A 24,734-nucleotide genomic window follows, 5' to 3' on the forward strand; every position below is an offset into this window, starting at 1 on the left:
TCCTGAGCCAGGATCAAACTCTCCGAAGAAATGTTTGACTTGCTCAATTTAAAAAATAAAAATTAACGTTGACGTTTGTCGCTTTGTTCAGTTTTCAAAGTTCAACCGCCGCTCTTGAGCGACTTTTTTATATTAACAAGTTGTCTTTCATTTGTCAACAACTTTTTTAATATTTTATTTCTGATGAATTGCGATTGTTTTCCAATCACTCATCAGCGACATTTAATAATTTAACATCTATACTATATAAAGTCAACACTTTTTGAAAAGTTTTTTTCATTTCATCAAAAAACCTTATTTACTTCCCTGCTTTCACCGAACCTTAGCAAGATCTTTGAAAGGATTTGATACTTCTCTTGAATGTTTCGTTCAAGAACTACATGATTCAAACTTTGTTGAAAAGCAACGTTTGTTCTCTTCATTTCTTCTCTAAGTAGTGCTTCTAACTCTAAACACTCCACCTGATTAAATAAACAAATTTTCATTGATTCACCTGCTTTTTGCGACATTGATTCTCAAACATCAAAATAAAATCACTTCTTCTTTTCCTTACCTGTTATTAATTGTAGACAAAACGCATACAAATTAGACAAGTACTACTTATTAAATGAGGTGACAAAATGAATATGTTTTATACTATTCGAGCCAAAAGAATCAAACAAACAATGCTTATCGTAGTTGCTGCGTTTTTTACAAGCTTTTTTCTCTATGCTCAGCAGACGTTTCACTTTCCCGTGTTTTCAACAGATAACGGTCCAAGAGCTGTTTATAAGGCGGATGACAAAAATCAGGAAGTTGCTCTTACATTTAACATCAGCTGGGGAGATGAAAGAGCTATTCCCATTCTGAATGAACTAAAAAGACAGCATATTGAACATGCTACTTTCTTTTTATCTGCTTCATGGGCTGAGCGTCATCCAGATATTGTAGAGCGCATTAAGAAAGAAGGTCACGAAATTGGCACAATGGGCTATGACTATACTTCTTACACAAGCCTAGAACCTAATGAGATTAGACAGGATCTTGCAAAATCAAAGAAAGTCTTTGATTCACTAGGCCTTAAAGATGTTCACCTTCTTCGTCCTCCTAACGGGCAATTTAATAAAGACATCTTAAAATTAACGGCAGATATAGGATATACTACTGTTCACTGGAGCATTGATTCTAAAGACTGGACAAATCCAGGGGTTGAAAAAATTGTCTCGAATGTTACAAAGCCTTTAGACGGGGGGGATATTATATTGCTGCACGCGTCTGACTCCGCTCAACAAACAGCAAAGGCTATTCCATATATCAAGAATTCATTACAAAATAAAAAAGTCTCAAACGTAAGTGTTTCAACATTAATTTCAAATTCAAAAACCCAAGTAAAAGATATCCGCTGAGATCTATTTCCACTGCATATGGAAAGCAAAAGCAGACAAATATGCTATTTGTCTGCTTTTGCTATTCTTGCGTGCGTAAGAAGTTTGGGCAAAATAAGAAGTTGATACATATTACAAATTAGAAGTGGAAACAACATAAGGTAAAGCCAGCTTTCTTCGTTCGTTCGCAGCGCTGGGAACCATTCAATTGTCGTTACAACAATCATAAAAAACAGCGCTGGTACAAAAGCCTCTTTATTCGTCTGCTTTTTCTTTGCATACGCCACTAATAACCCCACCGCTAACAAGAAAACGCTTAACAAAATATACTTGCCTATGCCTTCTCCCGGTTGTTGAAAGAACTTATATCGAAAATAAGCAACGTCAAATAATACAAATAAAACAAATACAATTTGAACCGATTTCCAAAGTGATGCAGATTTAAAAATTCCCAACCCAAATCGGTGAATAGTTAAATATGCAAAAAAACCCATTTGGCTAATTAAACTAAAAATAAACCCTACGCCTACGAGCCATGTTAAAACAGCAACAATTTCTCCTATCTTTCCTTGTTGAAATAAGTGACCGTATTCCCCCCAGCGCACCGCAAACCCAACAACAGCTGTACTTATACCCCCGACAGCTAACGTGGTTAGAAATAGACGAACCCAATTTCGACTATTCACTTCCATCTCCCCCATAAGTTACAAAATTGTACCTTTTCATAAATTGTACCAATCACGTTTTGAAAAATCTAGAGCTCTTTTATGAATAAAAAACCTTGATTATCTCATATTAAGCGTAAGCATATTAGGAAAGGAGCTCATTACTATGAAAAAGCGACTCATGCTCCTCATTTATATAGGAATGTGTATGCTTTTAGCTACAGCCTGTGCACCGCAAGATGAAGAGAACAATGGTATGGATTATGATCAAACAAAGAAAATGGTTGTTGATATTTTAAAAACAGATGAAGGAAAAAAAGCAGTCGAGGCAATTATGAAAGACCCTTCTGTTAGACAAGATATTTTAATGGATCAAAACGCGATAAAAGATACAATTTCTCAAACCCTAGTATCAGATAAAGGCGTGGAATTTTGGAAAAAAGCCATGGATGATCCGAAGTTTGCTGAAAGCTTTGCTAAAAGTTTGGAAAAAGAAAATAAGACGGTCATCAAACAACTGATGAAAGATCCTGAATATCAAGGAATGCTTCAAGATGTTTTAAAGGATCCGGCTATGGAAAAAGAAGTACTGACTGTTTTAAAGAGTAAAGAATATCGCACTTATTTACAAAAGATTATGACCGAAACGTTTGATAGCCCTCTTTATCAATCTAAAATTCAAGACATTCTTTTGAAAGCTGCTGAAGAAACACAAGGTGGACAAAAACAAAGCAGCGACGACGGTGGTTCTTCTTCCTCTGGATCTGATTCAGGCGGAGAACAGCAACAGCAGTGATTAAATACGCATCTCATATGAGGTGCGTATTTAATTATGTCATTTATTTTTATTAAAAAACCTAAATGACTTCTTTATATTTTTTAATACTTAGTATTTTTATTGGAATTGTAAACTTTAATTCTTAGCTTTATGGTAAAATATTAGAAATTAACACAATCGTTTTATAGCAAAAGGAGGGAATTTGATGGAATTTCGCGTTATTAAAACGTTTCAAACCATTGTTCGTTTAGGAAGCTTTCAATTAGCCGCTGAATATTTAAAGTACTCTCAGCCTACCATTACACTGCACATTCAAAAGTTAGAATCCGAACTAGGATTTAAGCTTTTAGAACGAGGAAAAAGCATTAAACTTACTGAAGCAGGTAAAATCTTTTACGAGCGGGCAAATATTTTACTAAAGGAATATGAATATCTAAATAACACCTTAAAGGATTATTCAACAGGCGAAGCTGGCACGATCCGTATAGGTGCTGCGGAACCTACAGCAAGCAGTCGACTGCCTTCCATTCTCTCATTATTTAAAAAAAGATATCCCAACACAGAAATTAGCTTACTCGTTGCAGACGAAAAGCACCTTCATCAAAATATACGCAATCAAGAAATTGATTTCGCGATTGGCACTGTCTCAGAATCGTTCAGAGATATAGAATTTGAGGCATTACTAACGGAAAAACTTGTGCTGCTACTACCATTCAATCATGCTCTAACAAAAAGAAAAACAATCTTTGCAAAAGATTTAATACACGAAACGCTGATTACAGCTGGGCAATCTTCCGTTCAAAAGAAAATTGAGCAGCTACTCTTTGAGCGAACAGGCCAGCTGCCTGCTAAAGTCCAGTTAGGCACTATTAGCACACTTCAGCATTTTGTAAAAGAAAACTTAGGAATAGCCGTTGTTCCACAAATAAGCGCAACTCTTCCGCCAGATCAAGTGGTGGTTAAAACAATTCATGACTTGCATGACGGGCCTGCAATCGGCATTTTAAAGCACCAGTCTCACACCGTAAGTACAGCTGGAAAAACATTTTTAGCTCTCTTAAAACAAAACCTTGCATTTGATTTAAAAAAGGCGCAGATTGAACTCTCTGTATAATAACAAAAAGCACGCGCTCGAACAGCGCGTGCTTTTTGTTATTTTCCTGTTGCTGCTTTTTCATTTTCGCAAATAAATGCAATCTTGCTTGCAATCTCTCCATATATTTTACCTAAACGATGCGATTCATCGTAAATGGAAGGTGCAAAATCTTCTTCATTCCAGTCGGGCTGACTTAACGGAAGCTGTCCTAAAAGCTCTGTCTGAAGTTCCTCAGCAAGTTTTGGACCTCCGCCTTTACCAAATACATACTCTTTTTCCCCTGTTAGCTGGCTTTCAAAGTAGGCCATATTTTCTACAACTCCAATTACCTCATGATCAGTTTTCAAAGCCATAGCACCCGCTCTAGCTGCAACAAATGCGGCTGTAGGATGTGGTGTCGTAATAATGACTTCTTTACAAGCAGGAAGCATGGAGTGAACGTCTAATGCGACATCACCTGTTCCGGGAGGTAAGTCTAGTAAAAGATAATCTAATTCTCCCCATTCAACTTCTGTAAAAAAGCTCGTCAACATTTTTCCAAGCATAGGTCCTCGCCAAATAACGGGTGAATTATCTTCTACAAAGAAGCCCATGGAAATAACTTTTACTCCGAAACGGTCAACTGGAATAATCTTTTCACCTTCTACTACAGGACGCTGTGTGATTCCCATCATATCTGGGACGCTGAATCCATAGATGTCAGCATCAATTAAACCAACTTTCTTTCCTAAACGAGCTAGAGAAACGGCCAAGTTAACAGAGACTGTTGATTTACCAACGCCTCCTTTACCGCTGGCAATAGCAATAAATTCAGGTGCATTCGGACTAGTTAGTAAGTTGCCAGTATTCGGTTGCTCAGCGCGGTACTGCTGAAGTTCTTCAGGCGTAAACTCAACAAATCGCAGTCCAACCGACTGTACACCTGCTTTTTTTAATTCTTCTACAATCGTGCCTTGAAGGCTCAGCTGTTCACTAGTACCTGTTTTTGCAACAGCAATCTTCAGGCTTATATGCTGTTTTTCAGCTTTGATTGTTATTTCTTTAATCGCATCTGTTTCTGATAGTTTTTTATTTAAAAATGGATCCGTAATTTCCCCTACTACTTCTTTTACTTGCTTTTCCGTTAGCATACTCCCACCACCATGTTAAAATCTATTTATTTATACTATCAAGTATATCATACATATTAGATTTTTCTGAATAGAAGGATGCTATGCTTTTTATTTGGGCTTTTCTCCAGTAAAATACCGGCTGACTCCTTCATAAATGGATTCAGCTAACTTTTTTTGATAGCGTTTCGATTGAAGCATTTTACGTTCTGTAGGATTTGATAAGAATCCTACTTCAACCAAAGCACCTGGTGGCTTGGAATGCTTAAGAAGGTAAAGCGTTTGAATAGCTTTTGCTTCACGACTCGTATTATCCAGATTATTTCTTAGCTCTTGTTGAATGAGTTTGGCCACTTGCTCGTTTTCTTTTAGGGACCCGTAATAGAAAGTTTGAGCCCCTCTCCACGCAGAGGATGGAATAGCATTCAAGTGAATACTTAAGTACAAATCAGCATTGGATTTATTAATCATCGTTAAGCGATTTTTTAAGTCTTCTACTTTTCTGCGACTGTATCCTCTTGTGTCTTTGGCCGCTAGGTCTTCGTCTTTTTCTCTTGTCATAATAACAAGTGCCCCTTGCTCTTGCAGATAGTCCCGAAGCATTAACGAAATTTTAAGAGTTATTTCTTTTTCAAGCACTTCATCCCCTCCTACGGCTCCTCCATCAACACCGCCGTGTCCAGGATCTAGTACAATAACTTTCCCGCTAAGAGGAAGTGAAAGCGAACCGGATGATGTTCTATGATCTATCTGATATTGTACAATGACAAAAAGAACGAGAAGCGCTATAATTGTGCTCATTATTTTTACTTTAGACATTTTATCCCTTCCCTTCTTGCCTCACCTATTTATTTCTATATGGGACAAGAACGGGAATTATGAGTACTTTTTAATGCAAACGTAACCGACGTCTTTTTTCTGCGGTTCGATAACCTTCTTTCCACCAGTCTTGCACATATCCTTGACACAAATAATACAGACCATCTTGATAAAGATCTGTTACAGACATGCTGACGGCTCCGTACAATGTATCAATTAAAAGAGACTCTTCTTGCTTACTGTGCTTCTGAAAGTCTTCGTAGCCTTTACCACGTTTACTCACCCGGGCACCTAATAAAAATGATTCGATGGCAATATCAAGACAGTACTCCTCCACATGTTCGTCTCCTAGCATATTCCACTGAAACATTGGATGAAAATAACGGCGCAGCCTCTCTTGAAGCAAATCAAACGACAGTTCCCTTAGGACTTTGCGTTCATATTTCATTTCTTTTTCATAACGTTTTTCTTTTAAATATGTAACCTCATTCACGATAACGCCTCCCTTTTTTACATATTGTCTGCACAAGCCTTCGTCTCATACGCAAACAACAAATAAAAAAAGCCCTGGTCCAAAGACCAAGGCTTGAAACGTAATATAAAATTAACGTTTTGAGAATTGTGGTGCACGACGAGCGCCTTTAAGACCGTATTTTTTACGTTCTTTCGCACGAGCGTCACGAGTTAATAGACCAGCACGTTTTAATGTTCCACGGTATTCAGGGTCTGCTTCTAATAAAGCACGAGAGATTCCGTGACGAATAGCGCCAGCTTGACCTGCATAACCTCCACCATTAACGTTTACAAATACGTCATAGTTACCTACAGTTTCAGTTAAAGCAAGTGGTTGTTTTACTACTTCACGTAGTGCAGCAAATGGAATGTATTCTTCGATTTCACGACCGTTGATTGTTACGCGACCGTTACCTGGTACTAAACGTACACGAGCAACAGAGCTTTTACGACGACCAGTTCCGTAATATTGTACCTGTGCCAAGATAATAACCTCCTCTTATTAATTATCCGCGAAGTTCGTAAACTTCTGGTTTTTGTGCTTCATGTGGATGTGTTTCACCAGCATACACATGTAATTTTTTGAACATTTGACGGCCTAGGCTACCTTTTGGAAGCATGCCTTTGATTCCTAATTCAAGCATTTTCTCAGAGTAGTTAGTACGCATTTCTAATGCTGTACGTTGTTTCAAACCACCTGGGTGCATGCTGTGACGGTAATAAATTTTATCAGTTAATTTTTTACCTGTTAGTTCGATTTTTGACGCATTGATAAGGATCACGTGATCACCAGTATCAACATGTGGTGTAAAAGTTGGTTTATGTTTACCGCGTAAGATTGATGCTACTTCACTTGCTAAACGACCTAAAGTTTTACCTTCAGCATCGACAACATACCATTTACGCTCTACTTCGTTTGCTTTCGCCATGAAAGTTGTACGCATGAGTTTCCCTCCTAATTTTCATCATCAATTATAAAATTATTTCAACCTTCTATTTCAACACGATTAATTTCCGGGGCTAACCGTGGGGTTAAAATACATACCATATGATATATTATATCTTTAAGCTACTAATGTCAAGAAAATGTTACACCAGGTTTAGTTGTCATAGAAAACGCGCCATAAATATAGTCCTTGCGAAGGCGCAGTTTTCCCTGCACGAGGACGTGATTTGCTTTCTAGAATATCTTTTATAGCATCTGGTTCAATACGGCCTTGTCCTACTTCTAAAAGCGTTCCAACAAGAATACGAACCATATTATACAGAAAGCCACTTCCAACGAATCTAAACACAAGTTGACTATTCTCTTCATACATATCAATCTTGTAAATCGTACGAATCTTATCTTCCACTTCTGTTCTCGCTGAACAAAAGCTTGTAAAGTCGTGTGTACCGAGTAAATATGTGATGGCTTTTTTCATTTTTGAGTAGTCTAATGGATAAGGGTAATGGTATGCATAAGAACGAGTGAAAGGATTTCGATCTTCGCCGCGCAAAATATGATAGCGATACTCTTTTGAAGTAACGTCATACCGGGCGTGAAAATGTGCATCAACTTCACATACATTCTTCATTACAATATCATCTGGTAGCATTGAATTCAATGCTTTTTTCCACTTATCACATGGAATATTTAGGTTTGTATCAAAATGAATGACTTGCCCCTGTGCATGAACATTTGTGTCCGTTCGTCCAGAGGCGTAAATCGGCACTTTTTTGTTATGCATTTTCTCTAAAACGGCTTCAATCTCCAGTTGAACAGTTCGCTTATTGGGCTGAACTTGATAACCTGAAAAGTGTGTGCCGTCGTATGCAACTATACATTTTAAACGTTTCATCTTTTCACCAAACAATCTTTACGTTCTAATCAGCACTAAAACAACTGCTACTGCCAGCAGAAGTAAAAGCATAATTGTATCTATGCTTCCCCATTTCAATTGACGATACTTTGTACGCCCTTCTCCGCCTTTATAACCCCTTGCTTCCATGGCAATAGCTAGCTCTTCAGCACGCTTAAATGAACCTATAAATAGAGGAACAAGCAAAGGAACGACAGCTTTCAAACGATCCGTAACGGGGCCGCTGCTAAAGTCCACTCCTCGTGCTGTCTGCGCTTTAATAATTTTATCTGTCTCTTCCATCAATGTAGGAATAAAGCGAAGAGAAATGGACATCATTAAAGCTAATTCGTGTACGGGAAGCTTGAGCTTTTTAAATGGATTCAGCAAGCTTTCCATTCCATCTGTTACTTCAATAGGCGTAGTCGTTAAAGTTAGCATCGTCGTAATTAAAATTAAGAACAAGAAGCGCAAGGAAATTAAAACACCTTGAATAAGGCCGCCTTTATAGACAGAAAACCATCCCCATTCAAATAAAAGAGGACCTTCCTTTGTCATAAAAATGTGCAAAAGAAACGTGATGATAATAATAAACATAACGGGCTTTAACCCTCTTAAAATAAACGAAAGGGGCACTTTACTCATGGCCACTATCATAAGGGTATACACACCTAAAAAAGCATAGCCGATAGGGTTATTTGCTAAAAACACAATTAATACATACGCAAACACAAGAAGCAGCTTGGCCCGAGGATCCATTCGATGGACAACCGATTGACCCGGCACATACTTACCAATAATGATTGAGTTCATCATAATCGTTCACCTTGCTGCATAAGGTGCTGCACTTTCTCTACCACTTCAGAAAAGGTAATTACCGTATCCGATGCTTCAAGCTGAAATTTCTCTTGCAGCTTCAGCATAAAGCGAAGCGATTCTGGAACATCCAATCCATATTCTTTTAGCTGCGTATGCTGACCAAACACTTCTCTAGGTGACCCTTTCATCGCAACCGTTCCCTTATTCATCACAATTAGCTCATCAGCGTACATAGCTGCATCTTCCATACTGTGAGTCACGAGAATCGTCGTCAAGCCTTTTTCTTTATGAAGACGATAAATCATATTCATAATTTCTTGACGCCCTCTAGGGTCCAATCCAGCAGTTGGTTCATCTAAAATTAGCACATTAGGATTCATCGCTAAAATACCTGCTATCGCTACACGACGCATTTGTCCACCGCTCAAATCAAAAGGAGATCTGGTGAGAATGTCTTCTGGCAACCCTACTAACTTGATAAGCTCTCTTGCTTTTTGCTTTGCTTCTTCTTCCGAAACGCCATAATTCATTGGTCCAAAAGCTATATCTTTTTCCACCGTTTCTTCAAAAAGCTGATGTTCTGGAAATTGAAACACCACGCCTACTTGCTGACGAATAGCTTTTAAATTCTTTTCTTTTCGATTGGCTTTAATGGTGCGCTCACCGATTTGAATTTCACCAGCAGTTGGCTTCAATAAGGCATTCAGATGCTGTATGATTGTTGATTTCCCAGAACCAGTATGGCCAATAACAGCCAAAAATGTACCTGATTGAATGTTTAAATTTAAGTCATGTAGAGCAATTCGTTCAAATGGTGTATTAACTTGATAACGATGCTCTACTTCTTTGAATATAATGTCCATAGTTCGTCCACCAAGTCCTCATCTGTTAAATGAATTTTTGATAAAGGAATTCCTACGGAAGCAAAACGATGGCTTAGTTTAACGGAAAACGGCAAGTCTAGTCCAATATCCGTTAACTTGGAACCTAATGCAAATACTTCGCGTGGAGTACCTGTTGCATATATCTTCCCTTTGTTCATCACAACGACTCTGTCAGCCATTGCTACTTCATCTAAATCGTGAGTAATTGAAATAACCGTCAGTTGTTTTTCTTCTTTTAATTTTCTAACAGTTTCAAGCACTTCAGTTCGCCCAATAGGATCTAACATAGATGTTGCTTCATCTAGAATGATGACAGATGGCTGTACGGCAATTATACCCGCAATGGCCACACGCTGTTTTTGTCCACCTGATAGCTGATGAGGCTCTTGATCCAGAAAAGCACTCATATTGACCATTTCGATTGCTTCAGGTATACGTTTTTCCATAATCTCAAATGGAATCCCGTTGTTTTCAAGCCCAAACGCAATATCGTCTTGAACGGTTGAGCCAACAAATTGATTATCTGGATTTTGAAACACCATTCCAATCTGCTTGCGCACATCCCATATTGTTTCTTCAGATAAAAGAGTATCGCCCACTCGAACCGTTCCTTTTTCAGGTAGCAAAAGGCCGTTTAGAATTCGTGCCAGCGTCGACTTACCAGATCCATTATGTCCAGCTATCGCTAACCATTCACCTTTATAAGCAGAGAGAGAAAGGTGATCTAATGTTAGGTCTGCTTCAGGATCGTATCGAAAGCATAAATCTTTTACCTCTAAAGACATTTCTTTCAACGCTATCTTCCTCTCAGCTTTTTCTATTGCAGCATTGCCTACATTGATTTTTTACACTATTTACCTGGTTTTAGGTATAAAAAAAGGGCAACGACTAGTTACACACTGTCTCGCCCTTTTCTATCTGTATTAAAAATATTAAACTAATTCAATGATAACCATTGGAGCACCGTCACCACGGCGAGGTCCAACTTTTAAGATACGAGTGTAACCGCCTTGGCGATCTTCGTAGCGAGTAGCGATATCGCTGAATAGTTTTTGTAAAGCGCTTTGACCAGCTTCTTCGTTAGCTACTTCATTACGGATGTAAGATGCAGCTTGACGACGAGCGTGTAGATCTCCACGTTTACCTAAAGTAATCATTTTTTCAACAGTTGAACGTAATTCTTTTGCACGAGCTTCAGTTGTCTCAATGCGTTCACTGATGATTAAATCAGTTGTTAAATCACGAAGAAGCGCCTTGCGTTGTGCGCTTGTACGACCTAATTTACGGTAAGACATGTGAGGTCCCCTCCTTTGTTAAGTAGTTAAACAGGTAGATATAATCAGTCGTCCTTACGTAGACCCAAACCTAATTCTTCAAGTTTAGCTTTAACTTCTTCTAAAGATTTACGGCCTAAGTTACGAACTTTCATCATATCTTCTTCTGTTTTATTAGCAAGCTCTTGTACAGTATTGATGCCTGCTCGTTTTAAGCAGTTGTAAGAACGAACAGATAAATCTAGTTCCTCGATCGTCATCTCTAGAACTTTTTCTTTCTGGTCTTCTTCTTTTTCTACCATAATCTCTGCTTTTTGAGCTTCATCTGTTAAGTTAACGAAGATATTTAAGTGTTCCGTTAGAATCTTTGCACCTAAAGCAACAGCTTTTTCTGGCTCGATGCTACCGTCAGTCCAAACATCCAACGTTAACTTATCGTAATTTGTCATTTGACCAACACGAGTATTCTCTACATAATACGATACGCGAGTAACAGGCGTATAGATTGAATCAATTGGAAGTACACCAATTGGTTGGTCTTCACGCTTGTTAGCATCGGCAGGATTATAACCTCGACCTGTGCGAGCAGTAAGTCTCATACGGAAATGAGCATCTGACTCAAGTGTTGCAATATGAAGATCCGGATTTAGAACTTCGATATCGCTGTCTGCTTGAATGTCAGCAGCCGTTACTGTACCAGGACCTTTAACATCGATCTCAAGTGTTTTCTCTTCATCAGAGTAAATCTTTAACGCTAACTTTTTAACGTTTAAAATGATGTTTGTTACATCTTCAACAACTCCAGGAACTGTTGAAAATTCATGTAATACACCTTCAATTTGAATAGATGTTACAGCTGCACCAGGGAGTGAGGATAATAGGATACGACGTAAGGAGTTACCCAAAGTAGTACCATATCCACGCTCAAGTGGTTCGACGACGAATTTACCGTACTTTCTATCATCGCTGATTTCTACCGTTTCGATTTTTGGCTTTTCAATCTCTATCAATATAAACCCTCCTTCAAAACGTCGAAACCTCGGCTAGACGGCTGATTTCTCAAATGCCTAACCGAAATTCCCTATTAGACAGTTCCCGAATGTGCACAACAAATGGAAAACATTTCGTTGCATGAATAAATTCTACACCATCATCATTATAGACAACGAAATAGAATCTATACATATTAATTATACACGACGACGTTTTGGTGGGCGGCATCCGTTGTGAGGTACAGGAGTAACATCTTTAATAGCTGTTACTTCTAAACCTGCAGCTTGAAGAGCACGGATAGCTGCTTCACGACCAGCACCAGGGCCTTTAACTGTAACTTCAAGAGTTTTCATTCCGTTATCCATAGAAACTTTAGCAGCAGTTTCAGCAGCCATTTGCGCAGCAAATGGAGTAGATTTACGAGAACCTCTGAAGCCAAGTGCGCCTGCACTAGACCAAGCAATCGCATTACCGTGAACATCTGTAATTGTTACAATAGTGTTGTTAAACGTTGAGCGAATATGAGCTACACCAGCTTCAATATTCTTTTTCACGCGACGTTTACGTGTATTAGTTTTACGTGCCATCTGTTAATGACCTCCCTTACTAATTATTTCTTCTTGTTCGCTACAGTACGGCGTGGGCCTTTACGTGTACGAGCATTGTTTTTACTGTTTTGACCACGAACTGGTAAACTACGACGGTGGCGGATACCACGGTATGAACCAATCTCAATTAAACGTTTGATGTTTAAAGAAACTTCACGACGAAGATCGCCTTCTACTTTATAGCTATCTAAAATATCACGAATTTTACCTAATTCTTCTTCTGTTAAGTCACGAACGCGAGTATCTTCAGAAACTCCAGCTTCAGCTAGAACTTTTTCAGCAGTTGGACGACCAATACCGAAAATGTATGTTAATGAAATTACTACACGCTTGTCACGAGGAATATCAACACCAGCAATACGTGCCATATGAATAGTGCACCTCCTTATTGATTAACCTTGTTTTTGTTTATGCTTAGGGTTTTCACAAATTACCATTACTTTACCTTTTCTACGGATAACTTTACATTTTTCGCAGATTGGTTTAACTGATGGTCTGACTTTCATGTTTCATACCTCCTTGATAGTACGGAGTGCATAGGTTTTATTTGAAACGGTACGTAATTCTACCGCGAGTTAAATCGTATGGTGACAATTCTACAGTTACTTTATCACCAGGTAAGATTCGAATGAAATGCATGCGAATTTTTCCTGATACGTGAGCAAGTACTGTATGACCATTTTCTAATTCTACCTTGAACATAGCGTTAGGTAAAGTCTCAGCAACTGTACCTTCAACTTCAATTACATCGTCTTTTGCCATTAAAGTGCTCTCCTTTCTTTGAAACAGTAACAAGCTATCATTAAACGACTTAAAAAGAACCTGTTCTGAACATCCGGAGATCGTAATCATTAAATTCAAGATGATTGACGCTAATATACATCTTTACCATTTTAACAGCAATTCAGACGAAAAACGATCATCGTGAATTTAGATAATTACTGTTTACTGTCCAGTGCATCTAGCGAGGAATGGATAGAGATAACATCCTTTAACATTACAATGCTGTCAGAATTTCATATCCCGTCTCAGTAATTGCAATAGTATGTTCGAAGTGCGCACACATTTTACCATCTACTGTGACAACTGTCCAGTTATCAGGTAATGTTTTTACATATCGCATACCAGCATTCACCATTGGCTCAACTGCCAATACCATGCCTGGACGTAGACGCGGTCCTTTATTCGGTGGACCATAATGAGGTACTTGCGGATCTTCATGTAAGTCTTTGCCGACCCCATGGCCAACATATTCTCTTACAATCGAAAAGTTACGTGATTCTGCGTACTGTTGAATAGCATGTGAAATATTCGACAAACGCTCACCCGGCTTAGCTTCTGCTAATCCTTTGTAGAGAGATTGCTCAGTCACATCAAGCAGCTCTTGATTTTCTAATGAAATCTTTCCTACTCCATATGTCCAAGCTGAATCACCGTGATAGCCACCGAATTTAGCTCCGATGTCTAAACTGATGATATCCCCTTCATTAAGCTTGCGTTCACCCGGAATACCATGAACTAATTCTTCATTCACAGAAGCACATACACTGCCGCGAAAACCATTATACCCTTTAAAAGACGGAATTGCATCATGTTGACGAATAAAATTTTCAGCAATTGCATCCAATTCTATAGTCGTAATACCTGGAGCGATATGCTTTTTTAACTCTTGATGAGTTAAAGCCACGATTCGTCCAGCTTCACGCATGACCTCAATTTCCTCTGGTGTCTTGCAAATGATCATTGCTTAACCCCAGCAAGTAATTGACGAACATCCTCAAACACAATGTTAATATCTTGATTACCATTAATATTGCGTAGATAACCTTTTTCTTGATAGAAATCAAGTAGAGGTTGAGATTGTTTAACATTAACTGAAAGTCTAGTTGAAACCGTCTCAGCATTGTCATCTGCACGTTGGTAAAGCTCTCCGCCACATTTGTCACAAACTCCTTCTTTCGCAGGAGGATTGAATACTAAGTGGTAAGTAGCTCCGCAATCTTTACAAATGCGGCGTCCAGTAAGACGCTCCATTAAAATGCTTTGATCTACATCAATATTAATCACATAATCAATTTGCTTGTTTAGTTCTTTTGTAATTGTTTCAAGAGCTTCTGCTTGGGCTACTGTTCTTGGGAAGCCATCAAGTAAAAAGCCGTTTTCACAATCTTGTTTGTTTAAACGCTCGCGCACAATTCCAATTGTTACTTCATCAGGAACAAGGTTACCTTGATCCATAAATGATTTAGCTTTTAAACCTAGTTGCGTTCCTTCTTTAATTGCAGCTCGGAACATATCTCCTGTTGAGATATGAGGGATATCGTAATGCTCAACGATTTTTTCTGCTTGAGTACCTTTCCCAGCACCAGGAAGGCCCATTAACACTAAATTCATTTCTTGCTTCCCCCTCAGTATCTTATCCGTTTAATGGGAAAGCAGCTTGCTTCCCACTAAACAGCTTTACTTAATAAATCCCTTATAATGGCGTTTCACTAATTGACTCTCAAGCTGTTTCATTGTCTCAAGAGCTACACCGACAACAATTAACAAACTAGTACCGCCGATCTGAGCAGATGATGGTAAGTTTGCAATTTTGATGAACAGAACCGGCAACACAGCAATTAACGCAAGGAATATCGAGCCGATTAATGTCAGACGATATAACACTTTCGTTAAATAAGCTTGTGTGCTTTTACCAGGACGGATGCCTGGGATGTAGCCACCTTGCTTTTTCAAGTTCTCTGCTACTTGTTCAGGGTTAACTTGAACAAATGTATAGAAGTAACAAAAAGCAATGATTAACGCTACATACACTATCATACCAATTGGCTTAGTATAGTCAAATGTATTCTGAATCCACGTCGTTACATCATTTGGACCGAAAAATGATGCAATTGTTGGTGGTGTAATAATAAATGAAACTGCAAAGATAACAGGAATAACCCCAGCAGCATTTACTTTTAACGGTAAATGAGTGGATTGACCTCCAACAGGATTACGACCAGCTGAACCCTTTGCATATTGAATAGGAATTTTTCGTAGCGCTTGTTGGAAATAAATAACCCCAACAATAATAGCTAAAACTGCAATTGCAATTAAAACTACCGTTACGATACGAATGAATAATTGATCCCCAACGTCTTCAAATTGCTGTGCATAAATTTGATTTAATGTTGTCGGAATACCAGCTGCAATCCCAGCAAAGATAATGATAGAAATACCATTACCTACGCCTTTTGCAGTAATCTGCTCTCCTAACCACATTAAGAAGGCAGTACCTGCCGTTAACACTGTAGCAATTAGAAGATACGTAGAAATTCCTGGATTAGCGATCAATTGTCCGCCCGAAATATTGTTGAATCCTATAGACATACCTAAAGCCTGGATAAATCCAAGCACAATTGTTCCATAACGAGTTACTTGAGCTAATTTACGGCGCCCAACATCTCCCTGCTTTGACCATTCTGTAAACTTAGGTACAACATCCATCTGCAATAATTGGACGATGATGGATGCTGTAATATAAGGCATAATGCCCATAGCAAGAATGGAGAAGTTTTTTAACGCGCCGCCGCCAAATGTATTCAGAACTCCGAATACATTTAACCCATCTTGCAATTTTAGTACATCCGTATTAACACTTGGTACAGGAATAAATGTACCAATTCGGAAGACAATTAACATTAACAAAGTGAAAAAGATTTTTTGTCTTATTTCACGCACGCGCATTAAATTGGAGATTGTTTGAAACATTAGATCACCTCAACTGTACCGCCAGCAGCTTCGATAGCTTCTTTAGCAGTTGAAGAGAATTTAGCAGCTTTAACAGTTAGCTTAGAGTTTAATGTACCGTTTCCTAGTACTTTAACGCCAGCTTTTGCTTTGCTTACTAAACCAGTTTCGATTAATAATTCTGGTGTTACTTCAGTTCCATCTTCAAAACGGTTAAGAGCTTCTAAATTAACGATCGCGTATTCTTTGCGATTGATATTAGTGAACCCACGTTTTGGAAGACGACGGAATAAAGGAGTTTGACCACCTTCGAAGCCAGGTCTTACGCCACCGCCAGAGCGAGCGTTTTGCCCTTTGTGACCTTTACCTGAAGTCTTTCCGTTACCTGAACCAGTACCACGACCTACACGGTTACGTACTTTACGTGAACCTTCAGCTGGTTTCAATTCATGAAGTTTCATTCCGGAGCACCTCCTTAGAGTGACAATTTATACTTATTGCTCTTTTACTGTAACAAGGTGAGCTACTTTGTTAATCATTCCGCGAATTGCAGGATTATCGTCTTGAACGACAGTTTGATTTAACTTACGTAGGCCAAGTGTACGAACAGTTACACGTTGATCTTCTGGACGACCAATTACGCTACGAGTAAGGGTAATTGCTAGTTTGTTTGCCATTCTATATCCCTCCCTTATCCTAACAGTTCTTCTACAGTCTTGCCACGTAGTTTTGCAACATCTTCAGCACGTTTTAGGTTAGCTAAACCGTTAAGAGTTGCACGTACCATGTTGATTGGAGTGTTTGAACCTAAAGATTTAGATAGAATATCACTTACTCCACCCAATTCTAGTACCGCACGAACTGGGCCACCAGCGATAACTCCTGTACCTTCAGAAGCAGGTTTTAAGAAAATTTGACCTGCACCAAATTGTCCAAGGATTTCGTGTGGAATAGTTGTACCAACCATAGGTACAGTAATTAAGTTTTTCTTCGCATCTTCAATAGCTTTACGGATTGCATCTGGTACCTCTTGTGCTTTACCAGTACCGAATCCAACGTGACCGTTTTTGTCACCAACTACAACTAATGCAGCGAAGCGGAAACGACGTCCACCTTTCACAACTTTAGCTACGCGGTTAACGGTAACAACACGTTCTTCAAGCTCTAATTTATTTGGATCAATACGACGCATGATTTTCCCTCCTTTTACAATTAGAATTGTAATCCAGCTTCACGAGCAGCGTCAGCTAATGCTTTAACACGGCCATGATATAAATAACCGCCACGGTCGAATACTACTTCGTTTACACCTTTTTCTACTGCGCGTTTAGCGACTAATTCGCCAACTTTGATAGCAGCTTCAGTGTTACCAGTGCTTTCTAAAGTCAGGTCTTTATCTAACGTTGAAGCACTTGCGATTGTTACTGAATTTAAATCGTCGATAACTTGTGCGTAAATATGTTGATTAGAACGGAACACGTTTAAACGCGGACGAGTTGCAGTTCCAGATAACTTCGCACGAACACGAGCATGTCTTTTTTTACGAACTTTGTTTTTATCAAGCTTCGTGATCATTTCGGGCACTCCTTTCTTTTACCTAACCGGCATTACTTCTTAGCAGTTTTACCTTCTTTACGACGTACATATTCGCCTTCGTAACGAATACCTTTACCTTTGTAAGGCTCTGGTGGACGAACGTCACGAATATTTGCAGCTAATGCACCTACGCGTTCTTTATCAATACCTTTAATAACGATCTTAGTTTGAGAAGGAACTTCGATTTCGATTCCTGTTTCAGGAGTAATCTCAACTGGGTGAGAGTATCCAACGCTCAATACTAATTTGCTACCAGATTTTTGTGCACGGTAACCTACACCGACTAATTCTAAACCACGTTCGAATCCTTTAGTAACACCTTCAACCATGTTACCTAAAAGGCTACGAGTAGTTCCGTGAAGAGCGCGGTGCTCTTTATTGTCGCTAGGACGATTAACAACTAGTACGTTGTCTTCAACTTTAATTTCGATTTCAGGGTGGAATGTACGAGTTAATTCACCCTTTGGTCCTTTTACAGTTACAGTGTTGCTCTCGTTCGTAACTGTAACACCTGCTGGAAGTTCTAAAGGCTTTTTACCAACACGTGACATAGTTACACCTCCATTCACATTTAAAACTTATTACCAAACGTACGCTAATACTTCTCCACCAGTTTGCTTTTGACGAGCTTCTTTGTCAGTTAAAACACCTTGAGAAGTAGAAACGATTGCGATACCTAAACCGTTAAGTACACGTGGTACTTCGTTAGTTTTTGCATAAACACGTAGACCAGGTTTACTGATACGTTTTAAGCCTGTAATTACACGTTCGTTATTTGAACCGTATTTTAAGAAGATACGGATAATACCTTGTTTGTTGTCTTCGATGTATTCTACATCACGTACGAAACCCTCACGCTTAAGGATTTCTGCAATTTGCTTCTTAATGTTAGAAGCAGGAACTTCAATTTTCTCATGACGAACCATGTTCGCATTGCGGATACGAGTTAGTAAATCTGCAATAGGATCAGTCATTACCATATTAATTTACCTCCTTCCCAAACTTGGGTTTTACCAACTAGCTTTTTTAACACCAGGAATTTGACCTTTATAAGCAAGCTCACGGAAACAAATACGGCAAAGCTTGAATTTACGTAGTACTGAGTGTGGACGTCCACAACGTTCGCAACGTGTATACTCTTGTACTTGGAATTTTTGCTGGCGTTTTTGCTTCGCAATCATTGATTTTTTAGCCACATTTTCGCCTCCTCTGCTTAACGTTGGCAGTTATTACTTCTGGAATGGCATACCGAACTGAGTTAAAAGCTCACGAGCTTCTTCATCAGTGTTTGCTGTTGTAACAATAACGATATCCATACCACGAACTTTAGTTACTTTATCATAATCGATCTCTGGGAAGATCAATTGTTCTTTAACACCTAACGTGTAGTTTCCACGACCATCAAATGCTTTTTTAGATACACCACGGAAATCACGCACACGTGGAAGTGATACTGATACTAGTTTATCGAAGAATTCGTACATACGCTCGCCGCGTAAAGTAACTTTCGCACCGATTGGCATACCTTCACGAAGACGGAAACCAGCGATAGATTTTTTCGCACGAGTTACAACAGGTTTTTGACCAGTGATTTCAGCTAGTTCTTCAACAGCGTTATCTAAAGCTTTTGAGTTAGAAACAGCATCACCGATACCCATGTTGATTACGATCTTGTCGATTTTTGGCACTTGCATTACAGATTCATAATTAAACTTGCTAACTAGAGCAGGAGTAATCTCTTTTGTAAATTTCTCTTTAAGACGGTTCATGTGAACTAAACCTCCCTTCACATTTCATTAATTATTTATCTAAAGTTTCACCAGATTTTTTTGCTACACGTACCTTTTTGCCATCGATAACTTGGTACCCAACACGAGTTGGCTCACCAGATTTAGGATCCAACGGCATTACGTTTGATACGTGGATAGGTGCCTCTTGGCTAACGATTCCACCTTGTGGATTTACTTGAGAAGGTTTAGAGTGTTTTTTAACAACGTTCACGCCTTCAACAAGTACACGGTCTTTCTTTGGGAAAGCTGCAAGTACTTCACCTTGCTTACCTTTGTCTTTACCAGAGATAACCACTACTTTGTCGCCCTTTTTAACATGCATCCTATTCGCACCTCCTTAAAAGGCATTTTGTATTTGTTCTATATATCAATTAGATAACTTCTGGAGCTAATGATACGATCTTCATGAAGTTGTTATCACGTAATTCACGAGCAACTGGTCCGAAGATACGAGTACCACGTGGTCCTTTGTCGTCACGGATGATTACGCAAGCATTTTCGTCGAAACGGATGTAAGAACCGTCAGTACGGCGAACACCACTTTTTGTACGTACAACAACAGCTTTAACAACGTCACCTTTTTTAACAACGCCTCCTGGTGTTGCTTGTTTCACCGTACAAACGATAACATCACCAATGTTTGCTGTCTTGCGACCTGAACCACCAAGTACTTTAATAGTAAGTACCTCACGTGCACCAGAGTTGTCTGCAACTTTTAAACGAGATTCTTGTTGAATCATGTACGAAACCTCCCTTCGGATGAATCATTCTTATCCGATCTATCTTAACTATTAGATGATAACAGCTTTTTCTACAACTTCTACTAGACGGAAACGTTTAGTAGCTGATAACGGACGAGTTTCCATGATCTTCACGATATCGCCTAGTTGAGCTGTATTGTTTTCATCGTGAGCTTTGAATTTCTTTGAGTATTTTACACGCTTGCCATAAAGCGAATGCTTTTTGTAAGTTTCAACAAGAACAGTAACAGTCTTATCCATTTTGTCAGAAACTACGCGGCCAGTGTAAACTTTACGTTGGTTGCGTTCACTCATTCTGAAAGCCTCCTCTCAGACTTAATTATTTATTAGCAGCAATCTCTCTTTCACGAACTACAGTTTTCATACGAGCGATCGATTTGCGCACTTCGCGAATACGAGTAGTATTCTCTAATTGTCCAGTCGCTAATTGGAAACGAAGGTTAAACAACTCTTCTTTTAAAGCCTTAACTTTTTGTTCAATTTCAGCAGTGGTAAGGTCACGAATTTCATTAGCTTTCATTAGAATCACCACCAATTTCTTCACGTTTTACAAACTTACATTTTACAGGTAGCTTGTGTGCAGCTAAACGTAAAGCTTCACGTGCAACCTCTTCAGATACACCTGAAATTTCAAACATTACTTTTCCAGGTTTAACAACTGCTACCCAACCTTCAGGAGCACCTTTACCAGAACCCATTCGGACTTCTAGAGGCTTAGCAGTATAAGGTTTAGAAGGGAAAATTTTAATCCATACTTTACCGCCACGTTTCATGTAACGAGTCATTGCGATACGAGCAGCTTCGATTTGACGGTTTGTAATCCAAGAAGCTTCAGTAGCTTGTAAACCGAATTCACCGAAATGTACTTCCGTACCACCTTTAGCGCGTCCACGCATTTTTCCGCGGTGTTCGCGACGATATTTAACGCGTTTTGGTAATAACATAATTATTTTCCTCCTTCCTCAGTTTTCTTTTTAGTAGGAAGAACCTCTCCACGATAGATCCATACTTTCACACCAAGTTTACCATAAGTAGTATCTGCTTCAGCGTGAGCATAGTCAATATCAGCGCGAAGTGTATGAAGTGGAACTGTACCTTCACTGTAATATTCAGAACGAGCAATATCAGCTCCGCCTAAACGACCAGATACCATTGTTTTGATACCTTGTGCGCCAGCACGCATACTACGTTGAATAGCTTGCTTTTGAGCACGACGGAATGATACACGGTTCTCAAGTTGGCGAGCGATGTTTTCAGCTACTAGTTTAGCATCTAAATCTGCTCGTTTAATTTCAAGGATGTTAATGTGTACACGCTTGCCTGTTAATTGGTTAAGAGCTTTACGAAGTGATTCTACTTCAGTACCACCTTTACCAATTACCATACCAGGTTTTGCAGTGTGGATCGTTACGTTTAAGCGGTTAGCAGCGCGTTCGATTTCAACTTTAGAAACAGCTGCATCGTTTAAACGTTTAGCGATATATTCACGTACTTTTAAGTCTTCATGTAATAAGTCAGCGTAGTCTTTGCCAGCGAACCATCTTGATTCCCAATCACGGATGACACCGACGCGAAGACCGACCGGATTTACCTTTTGACCCATGAATTATCCCTCCTTCTTTTCTGATACCACGATTGTGATGTGGCTTGTGCGCTTGTTGATTTGGCTTGCACGTCCCATAGCGCGTGGACGGAAACGTTTTAAAGTTGGACCTTCGTTAACAAAAGCGTCAGTAATAACTAAATTGTTAGCGTCCATTTCATAATTGTGTTCTGCATTGGCAATAGCAGATTTTAATACTTTCTCAACGACTGGAGAAGCAGCCTTTGGCGTGTGAAGTAGCACTGCTAGCGCTTCACCCACTTGCTTACCTCGAATTAAATCTACAACTAAACGAACTTTACGAGGAGCAATACGTACTGTTCTCGCGACAGCTTTAGCTTGCATTTAAAAGCCTCCTCTCATATTAGCGTCTTGTTTTCTTATCATCACTTGCGTGACCTTTGTAAGTACGAGATGGTGCGAATTCACCAAGTTTGTGACCTACCATGTCTTCAGTAACATAAACTGGTACATGTTTACGACCGTCATATACAGCAATTGTATGACCAATGAACTGAGGGAAGATAGTTGAACGACGAGACCAAGTTTTTACTACTTGCTTGCTGTCAGTTTCGTTTAACTTCTCAATTTTGTTGATTAAATGGTCATCTACAAAAGGTCCTTTCTTTAAGCTGCGACCCATAAATGAACCTCCCTTCGTGATTGTCCTACGGTTCGTTTGAACCGTAGCTCAATCCCGTTATTTTTTACGACGACGAACGATAAATTTATCGGATTTGTTTTTCTTCTTACGAGTTTTGTAACCAAGTGTTGGTTTACCCCATGGACTCATTGGAGACTTACGTCCGATTGGAGCACGTCCTTCACCACCACCGTGTGGGTGATCGTTAGGGTTCATTACAGAACCACGTACAGTTGGACGGATACCTAACCAACGAGAACGACCGGCTTTACCGATGTTGATTAACTCGTGTTGTTCGTTACCAACTTGACCTACAGTTGCACGACAAGTTGCAAGAATCATGCGTACTTCACCAGAAGTTAAACGTACTAATACGTATTTACCTTCTTTACCAAGTACTTGAGCAGATGTACCTGCAGAACGAACTAATTGTCCACCTTTACCAGGTTTCAATTCGATGTTGTGTACTACTGTACCAACAGGAATGTTAGCTAAAGGAAGCGCGTTACCTACTTTAATGTCAGCTTCAGGACCTGACATAACTTCTAAACCTACTTTTAGGTTTTTAGGAGCAAGGATGTAACGTTTTTCACCATCAGCATAATGAATTAATGCGATGTTAGCTGAACGGTTTGGATCATATTCGATTGTAGCAACGCGTCCAGGTATTCCATCTTTATCGCGTTTAAAATCGATGATACGGTATTGACGCTTGTGCCCACCACCTTGGTGACGAACAGTCAATTTACCTTGGTTGTTACGACCACCTTTTCTCTTGACAGGTGCAAGTAACGATTTTTCTGGTTTGTCAGTAGTAATTTCAGCGAAATCAGAAACTGACATGCCACGACGACCATTTGAGGTTGGTTTATACTTTTTAATCGCCATCTCAATTTCCCTCCTTCTCTAGTAATCTTAAGCTTCGAAGAATTCGATTTCGTTGCTCTCTTGAGTTAGTGTTACTACCGCTTTACGACGACGGTTAGTAAGACCACTGTAGCGACCTACACGCTTGAATTTACCTTTGTAGTTCATGATGTTTACTTTTTCAACTTTTACGTCAAAGATTTTTTCGATAGCATCTTTAACCTCAGTTTTATTAGCTCTTACATCAACATCAAACGTATATTTTTTCTCAGCCATTAAGTCTGTTGAACGTTCTGTAATTACGGGGCGCTTAATAATATCACGAGGATCTTTCATTATGCAAGCACCTCCTCTACTTTTTCAACTGCGTCTTTAGTGATTACAAGCTTATCATGGTTCATAACGTCTAATACGCTTAAACCATTAGCTGCAACAACTGTTACACCAGGAATATTACGTGCTGAAAGTGCAACGTTTTCGTTAAGATCAGCAGTTACTACTAATGCTTTGCGTTCTACTGTTAGGTTTTTAAGAACTGCTACCATTTCTTTTGTTTTTGGAGCATCAAAAGAAAGAGCTTCAAGAACAACGATGCTGTTATCTTGAACTTTAGTTGATAATGCAGACTTAATTGCTAAACGACGAACTTTTTTAGGTAATTTGTAGCTATAGCTTCTTGGAACTGGACCAAATACTACGCCACCACCACGCCATTGTGGAGAACGGATAGATCCTTGACGAGCACGACCAGTACCTTTTTGACGCCATGGCTTACGGCCACCGCCTCTTACTTCAGAACGATTTTTAACTTTAGAAGTACCTTGACGTTGAGATGCGCGTTGCATTACGATCGCGTCGAAAAGTACTTTGTTGTTTGGTTCGATACCGAAAACGGCATCTTGAAGTTCGATTTCTCCAACGTTTTCACCGTTTTGGTTAAACAATGCTACTTTTGGCATTGGTTATTCCTCCTTTCTCG

42 protein-coding genes are annotated in these 24,734 nt (G+C 39.2%); 3 read left to right on the plus strand and 39 right to left on the minus strand.

Annotation, left to right across the window (positions count from 1 at the left end):
* Positions 1 to 284 precede the first annotated feature (284 nt).
* Positions 285 to 485, minus strand: coding sequence for a hypothetical protein (locus tag AC4NPH_RS28740; RefSeq protein WP_014462000.1), 201 nt, complete (start codon positions 483 to 485; stop codon positions 285 to 287).
* 135 nt (positions 486 to 620) lie between these two features.
* Between AC4NPH_RS28740 and pdaB the strand changes: the two genes are divergently transcribed.
* The gene (pdaB, locus tag AC4NPH_RS28745; protein ID WP_013054966.1) at positions 621 to 1,385 is read left to right on the plus strand and encodes a polysaccharide deacetylase family sporulation protein PdaB; all 765 of its coding nucleotides are present in this window, start codon (positions 621 to 623) and stop codon (positions 1,383 to 1,385) included.
* Positions 1,386 to 1,429: 44 nt separating this feature from the next.
* On the opposite strand, the gene AC4NPH_RS28750 is transcribed toward pdaB, so the two are convergent.
* Positions 1,430 to 2,050 carry a KinB-signaling pathway activation protein gene (locus tag AC4NPH_RS28750; RefSeq protein WP_013054965.1) on the minus strand — a complete coding sequence of 207 codons (621 nt, stop codon included), beginning with the start codon at positions 2,048 to 2,050 and terminating at the stop codon, positions 1,430 to 1,432.
* A 145-nt stretch (positions 2,051 to 2,195) separates the two neighbouring features.
* Here AC4NPH_RS28750 and gerD point away from each other — a divergent pair, with 145 nt between their 5' ends.
* Both gerD and AC4NPH_RS28760 read left to right on the plus strand, forming a co-directional pair.
* Complete coding sequence (gene gerD, locus AC4NPH_RS28755) at positions 2,196 to 2,825, plus strand: spore germination lipoprotein GerD (protein WP_013054964.1); 630 nt, start codon at positions 2,196 to 2,198, stop codon at positions 2,823 to 2,825.
* A 187-nt stretch (positions 2,826 to 3,012) separates the two neighbouring features.
* Positions 3,013 to 3,921, plus strand: coding sequence for a LysR family transcriptional regulator (locus AC4NPH_RS28760; RefSeq protein ID WP_098196918.1), 909 nt, complete (start codon positions 3,013 to 3,015; stop codon positions 3,919 to 3,921).
* A gap of 38 nt (positions 3,922 to 3,959) precedes the next feature.
* Here AC4NPH_RS28760 and AC4NPH_RS28765 read toward each other — a convergent pair whose 3' ends face one another.
* From AC4NPH_RS28765 to rplD, 37 genes are all read right to left on the minus strand, one after another.
* Complete coding sequence (locus AC4NPH_RS28765) at positions 3,960 to 5,033, minus strand: Mrp/NBP35 family ATP-binding protein (RefSeq protein WP_013054962.1); 1,074 nt, start codon at positions 5,031 to 5,033, stop codon at positions 3,960 to 3,962.
* Between the two features lie 90 nt (positions 5,034 to 5,123).
* Positions 5,124 to 5,831, minus strand: a complete 708-nt coding sequence (gene cwlD / locus AC4NPH_RS28770) for an N-acetylmuramoyl-L-alanine amidase CwlD (RefSeq protein ID WP_013054961.1) — start codon at positions 5,829 to 5,831, stop codon at positions 5,124 to 5,126.
* A gap of 70 nt (positions 5,832 to 5,901) precedes the next feature.
* Positions 5,902 to 6,324: a DUF2521 family protein gene (locus AC4NPH_RS28775; protein WP_013054960.1), complete on the minus strand. Its 423-nt coding sequence runs from the start codon at positions 6,322 to 6,324 to the stop codon at positions 5,902 to 5,904.
* Positions 6,325 to 6,435: 111 nt separating this feature from the next.
* Positions 6,436 to 6,828 (minus strand): 30S ribosomal protein S9, encoded by a 393-nt coding sequence (gene rpsI / locus AC4NPH_RS28780; protein WP_013054959.1) that lies wholly within the window; start codon positions 6,826 to 6,828, stop codon positions 6,436 to 6,438.
* A 22-nt stretch (positions 6,829 to 6,850) separates the two neighbouring features.
* Positions 6,851 to 7,288 (minus strand): 50S ribosomal protein L13, encoded by a 438-nt coding sequence (gene rplM / locus AC4NPH_RS28785; protein WP_013054958.1) that lies wholly within the window; start codon positions 7,286 to 7,288, stop codon positions 6,851 to 6,853.
* Positions 7,289 to 7,444: 156 nt separating this feature from the next.
* Complete coding sequence (truA, locus tag AC4NPH_RS28790; protein ID WP_013054957.1) at positions 7,445 to 8,185, minus strand: tRNA pseudouridine(38-40) synthase TruA; 741 nt, start codon at positions 8,183 to 8,185, stop codon at positions 7,445 to 7,447.
* Positions 8,186 to 8,203: 18 nt separating this feature from the next.
* Positions 8,204 to 9,001 carry an energy-coupling factor transporter transmembrane component T family protein gene (locus tag AC4NPH_RS28795; protein ID WP_013054956.1) on the minus strand — a complete coding sequence of 266 codons (798 nt, stop codon included), beginning with the start codon at positions 8,999 to 9,001 and terminating at the stop codon, positions 8,204 to 8,206.
* The gene (locus AC4NPH_RS28800; protein WP_013054955.1) at positions 8,998 to 9,867 is read right to left on the minus strand and encodes an energy-coupling factor ABC transporter ATP-binding protein; all 870 of its coding nucleotides are present in this window, start codon (positions 9,865 to 9,867) and stop codon (positions 8,998 to 9,000) included. Before AC4NPH_RS28800 ends, AC4NPH_RS28795 begins: the two co-directional genes overlap by 4 nt.
* The gene (locus AC4NPH_RS28805; protein ID WP_013054954.1) at positions 9,843 to 10,682 is read right to left on the minus strand and encodes an energy-coupling factor ABC transporter ATP-binding protein; all 840 of its coding nucleotides are present in this window, start codon (positions 10,680 to 10,682) and stop codon (positions 9,843 to 9,845) included. The genes AC4NPH_RS28800 and AC4NPH_RS28805 overlap by 25 nt, the downstream gene beginning before the upstream one ends.
* Before the next feature lie 138 nt (positions 10,683 to 10,820).
* Entirely contained in the window at positions 10,821 to 11,183 is a 363-nt protein-coding gene (gene rplQ / locus AC4NPH_RS28810) for a 50S ribosomal protein L17 (RefSeq protein WP_013054953.1), read from the minus strand.
* 44 nt (positions 11,184 to 11,227) lie between these two features.
* Complete coding sequence (locus AC4NPH_RS28815; protein WP_013054952.1) at positions 11,228 to 12,172, minus strand: DNA-directed RNA polymerase subunit alpha; 945 nt, start codon at positions 12,170 to 12,172, stop codon at positions 11,228 to 11,230.
* Between the two features lie 180 nt (positions 12,173 to 12,352).
* Positions 12,353 to 12,742 (minus strand): 30S ribosomal protein S11, encoded by a 390-nt coding sequence (rpsK, locus tag AC4NPH_RS28820; protein ID WP_013054951.1) that lies wholly within the window; start codon positions 12,740 to 12,742, stop codon positions 12,353 to 12,355.
* 23 nt (positions 12,743 to 12,765) lie between these two features.
* Entirely contained in the window at positions 12,766 to 13,131 is a 366-nt protein-coding gene (rpsM, locus tag AC4NPH_RS28825) for a 30S ribosomal protein S13 (protein ID WP_013054950.1), read from the minus strand.
* A 24-nt stretch (positions 13,132 to 13,155) separates the two neighbouring features.
* Positions 13,156 to 13,269, minus strand: coding sequence for a 50S ribosomal protein L36 (gene rpmJ, locus AC4NPH_RS28830; RefSeq protein ID WP_003156543.1), 114 nt, complete (start codon positions 13,267 to 13,269; stop codon positions 13,156 to 13,158).
* Between the two features lie 37 nt (positions 13,270 to 13,306).
* Entirely contained in the window at positions 13,307 to 13,525 is a 219-nt protein-coding gene (infA, locus tag AC4NPH_RS28835) for a translation initiation factor IF-1 (protein WP_010285101.1), read from the minus strand.
* A 235-nt stretch (positions 13,526 to 13,760) separates the two neighbouring features.
* On the minus strand, positions 13,761 to 14,507 hold the full coding sequence (gene map, locus AC4NPH_RS28840; RefSeq protein WP_014462024.1) for a type I methionyl aminopeptidase: 747 nt from the start codon (positions 14,505 to 14,507) through the stop codon (positions 13,761 to 13,763).
* Positions 14,504 to 15,157 (minus strand): adenylate kinase, encoded by a 654-nt coding sequence (locus tag AC4NPH_RS28845; RefSeq protein WP_013054948.1) that lies wholly within the window; start codon positions 15,155 to 15,157, stop codon positions 14,504 to 14,506. The genes map and AC4NPH_RS28845 overlap by 4 nt, the downstream gene beginning before the upstream one ends.
* 66 nt (positions 15,158 to 15,223) lie before the next feature.
* Positions 15,224 to 16,516 carry a preprotein translocase subunit SecY gene (secY, locus tag AC4NPH_RS28850; RefSeq protein WP_013054947.1) on the minus strand — a complete coding sequence of 431 codons (1,293 nt, stop codon included), beginning with the start codon at positions 16,514 to 16,516 and terminating at the stop codon, positions 15,224 to 15,226.
* Complete coding sequence (gene rplO / locus AC4NPH_RS28855) at positions 16,516 to 16,956, minus strand: 50S ribosomal protein L15 (protein WP_013054946.1); 441 nt, start codon at positions 16,954 to 16,956, stop codon at positions 16,516 to 16,518. The genes secY and rplO overlap by 1 nt, the downstream gene beginning before the upstream one ends.
* 33 nt (positions 16,957 to 16,989) lie before the next feature.
* A complete protein-coding gene (rpmD, locus tag AC4NPH_RS28860) occupies positions 16,990 to 17,172 on the minus strand; it encodes a 50S ribosomal protein L30 (protein WP_013054945.1) in 183 nt (60 codons plus the stop codon).
* 14 nt (positions 17,173 to 17,186) lie between these two features.
* Positions 17,187 to 17,687 carry a 30S ribosomal protein S5 gene (rpsE, locus tag AC4NPH_RS28865; protein ID WP_013054944.1) on the minus strand — a complete coding sequence of 167 codons (501 nt, stop codon included), beginning with the start codon at positions 17,685 to 17,687 and terminating at the stop codon, positions 17,187 to 17,189.
* Positions 17,688 to 17,707: 20 nt separating this feature from the next.
* Positions 17,708 to 18,070, minus strand: a complete 363-nt coding sequence (gene rplR / locus AC4NPH_RS28870; protein WP_013054943.1) for a 50S ribosomal protein L18 — start codon at positions 18,068 to 18,070, stop codon at positions 17,708 to 17,710.
* A gap of 32 nt (positions 18,071 to 18,102) precedes the next feature.
* Positions 18,103 to 18,642, minus strand: a complete 540-nt coding sequence (gene rplF / locus AC4NPH_RS28875; protein WP_013054942.1) for a 50S ribosomal protein L6 — start codon at positions 18,640 to 18,642, stop codon at positions 18,103 to 18,105.
* 30 nt (positions 18,643 to 18,672) lie between these two features.
* On the minus strand, positions 18,673 to 19,071 hold the full coding sequence (rpsH, locus tag AC4NPH_RS28880) for a 30S ribosomal protein S8 (protein WP_013054941.1): 399 nt from the start codon (positions 19,069 to 19,071) through the stop codon (positions 18,673 to 18,675).
* A 30-nt stretch (positions 19,072 to 19,101) separates the two neighbouring features.
* Positions 19,102 to 19,287 (minus strand): type Z 30S ribosomal protein S14, encoded by a 186-nt coding sequence (locus tag AC4NPH_RS28885; protein ID WP_013054940.1) that lies wholly within the window; start codon positions 19,285 to 19,287, stop codon positions 19,102 to 19,104.
* Positions 19,288 to 19,320: 33 nt separating this feature from the next.
* Positions 19,321 to 19,860 (minus strand): 50S ribosomal protein L5, encoded by a 540-nt coding sequence (gene rplE / locus AC4NPH_RS28890; protein ID WP_013054939.1) that lies wholly within the window; start codon positions 19,858 to 19,860, stop codon positions 19,321 to 19,323.
* A 31-nt stretch (positions 19,861 to 19,891) separates the two neighbouring features.
* Positions 19,892 to 20,203 carry a 50S ribosomal protein L24 gene (gene rplX, locus AC4NPH_RS28895; protein ID WP_013054938.1) on the minus strand — a complete coding sequence of 104 codons (312 nt, stop codon included), beginning with the start codon at positions 20,201 to 20,203 and terminating at the stop codon, positions 19,892 to 19,894.
* Positions 20,204 to 20,252: 49 nt separating this feature from the next.
* Entirely contained in the window at positions 20,253 to 20,621 is a 369-nt protein-coding gene (rplN, locus tag AC4NPH_RS28900; protein WP_013054937.1) for a 50S ribosomal protein L14, read from the minus strand.
* A gap of 51 nt (positions 20,622 to 20,672) precedes the next feature.
* Entirely contained in the window at positions 20,673 to 20,936 is a 264-nt protein-coding gene (gene rpsQ / locus AC4NPH_RS28905; protein WP_013054936.1) for a 30S ribosomal protein S17, read from the minus strand.
* Between the two features lie 25 nt (positions 20,937 to 20,961).
* Positions 20,962 to 21,162 carry a 50S ribosomal protein L29 gene (gene rpmC, locus AC4NPH_RS28910; protein WP_013054935.1) on the minus strand — a complete coding sequence of 67 codons (201 nt, stop codon included), beginning with the start codon at positions 21,160 to 21,162 and terminating at the stop codon, positions 20,962 to 20,964.
* A complete protein-coding gene (rplP, locus tag AC4NPH_RS28915) occupies positions 21,152 to 21,586 on the minus strand; it encodes a 50S ribosomal protein L16 (RefSeq protein ID WP_013054934.1) in 435 nt (144 codons plus the stop codon). The genes rpmC and rplP overlap by 11 nt, the downstream gene beginning before the upstream one ends.
* A 2-nt stretch (positions 21,587 to 21,588) precedes the next feature.
* Positions 21,589 to 22,245, minus strand: coding sequence for a 30S ribosomal protein S3 (gene rpsC / locus AC4NPH_RS28920; RefSeq protein WP_013054933.1), 657 nt, complete (start codon positions 22,243 to 22,245; stop codon positions 21,589 to 21,591).
* 3 nt (positions 22,246 to 22,248) lie between these two features.
* Positions 22,249 to 22,590 carry a 50S ribosomal protein L22 gene (rplV, locus tag AC4NPH_RS28925; RefSeq protein ID WP_013054932.1) on the minus strand — a complete coding sequence of 114 codons (342 nt, stop codon included), beginning with the start codon at positions 22,588 to 22,590 and terminating at the stop codon, positions 22,249 to 22,251.
* Positions 22,591 to 22,609: 19 nt separating this feature from the next.
* Positions 22,610 to 22,888: a 30S ribosomal protein S19 gene (gene rpsS / locus AC4NPH_RS28930; RefSeq protein WP_013054931.1), complete on the minus strand. Its 279-nt coding sequence runs from the start codon at positions 22,886 to 22,888 to the stop codon at positions 22,610 to 22,612.
* A 57-nt stretch (positions 22,889 to 22,945) separates the two neighbouring features.
* The gene (rplB, locus tag AC4NPH_RS28935; protein ID WP_013054930.1) at positions 22,946 to 23,776 is read right to left on the minus strand and encodes a 50S ribosomal protein L2; all 831 of its coding nucleotides are present in this window, start codon (positions 23,774 to 23,776) and stop codon (positions 22,946 to 22,948) included.
* 27 nt (positions 23,777 to 23,803) lie between these two features.
* Positions 23,804 to 24,091, minus strand: a complete 288-nt coding sequence (gene rplW / locus AC4NPH_RS28940; protein WP_013054929.1) for a 50S ribosomal protein L23 — start codon at positions 24,089 to 24,091, stop codon at positions 23,804 to 23,806.
* The gene (gene rplD / locus AC4NPH_RS28945; RefSeq protein ID WP_013054928.1) at positions 24,091 to 24,714 is read right to left on the minus strand and encodes a 50S ribosomal protein L4; all 624 of its coding nucleotides are present in this window, start codon (positions 24,712 to 24,714) and stop codon (positions 24,091 to 24,093) included. Before rplD ends, rplW begins: the two co-directional genes overlap by 1 nt.
* Positions 24,715 to 24,734: the final 20 nt, after the last annotated feature.

The sequence above is a fragment of the Priestia sp. MDV22-iso46 genome (genome assembly GCF_058629175.1).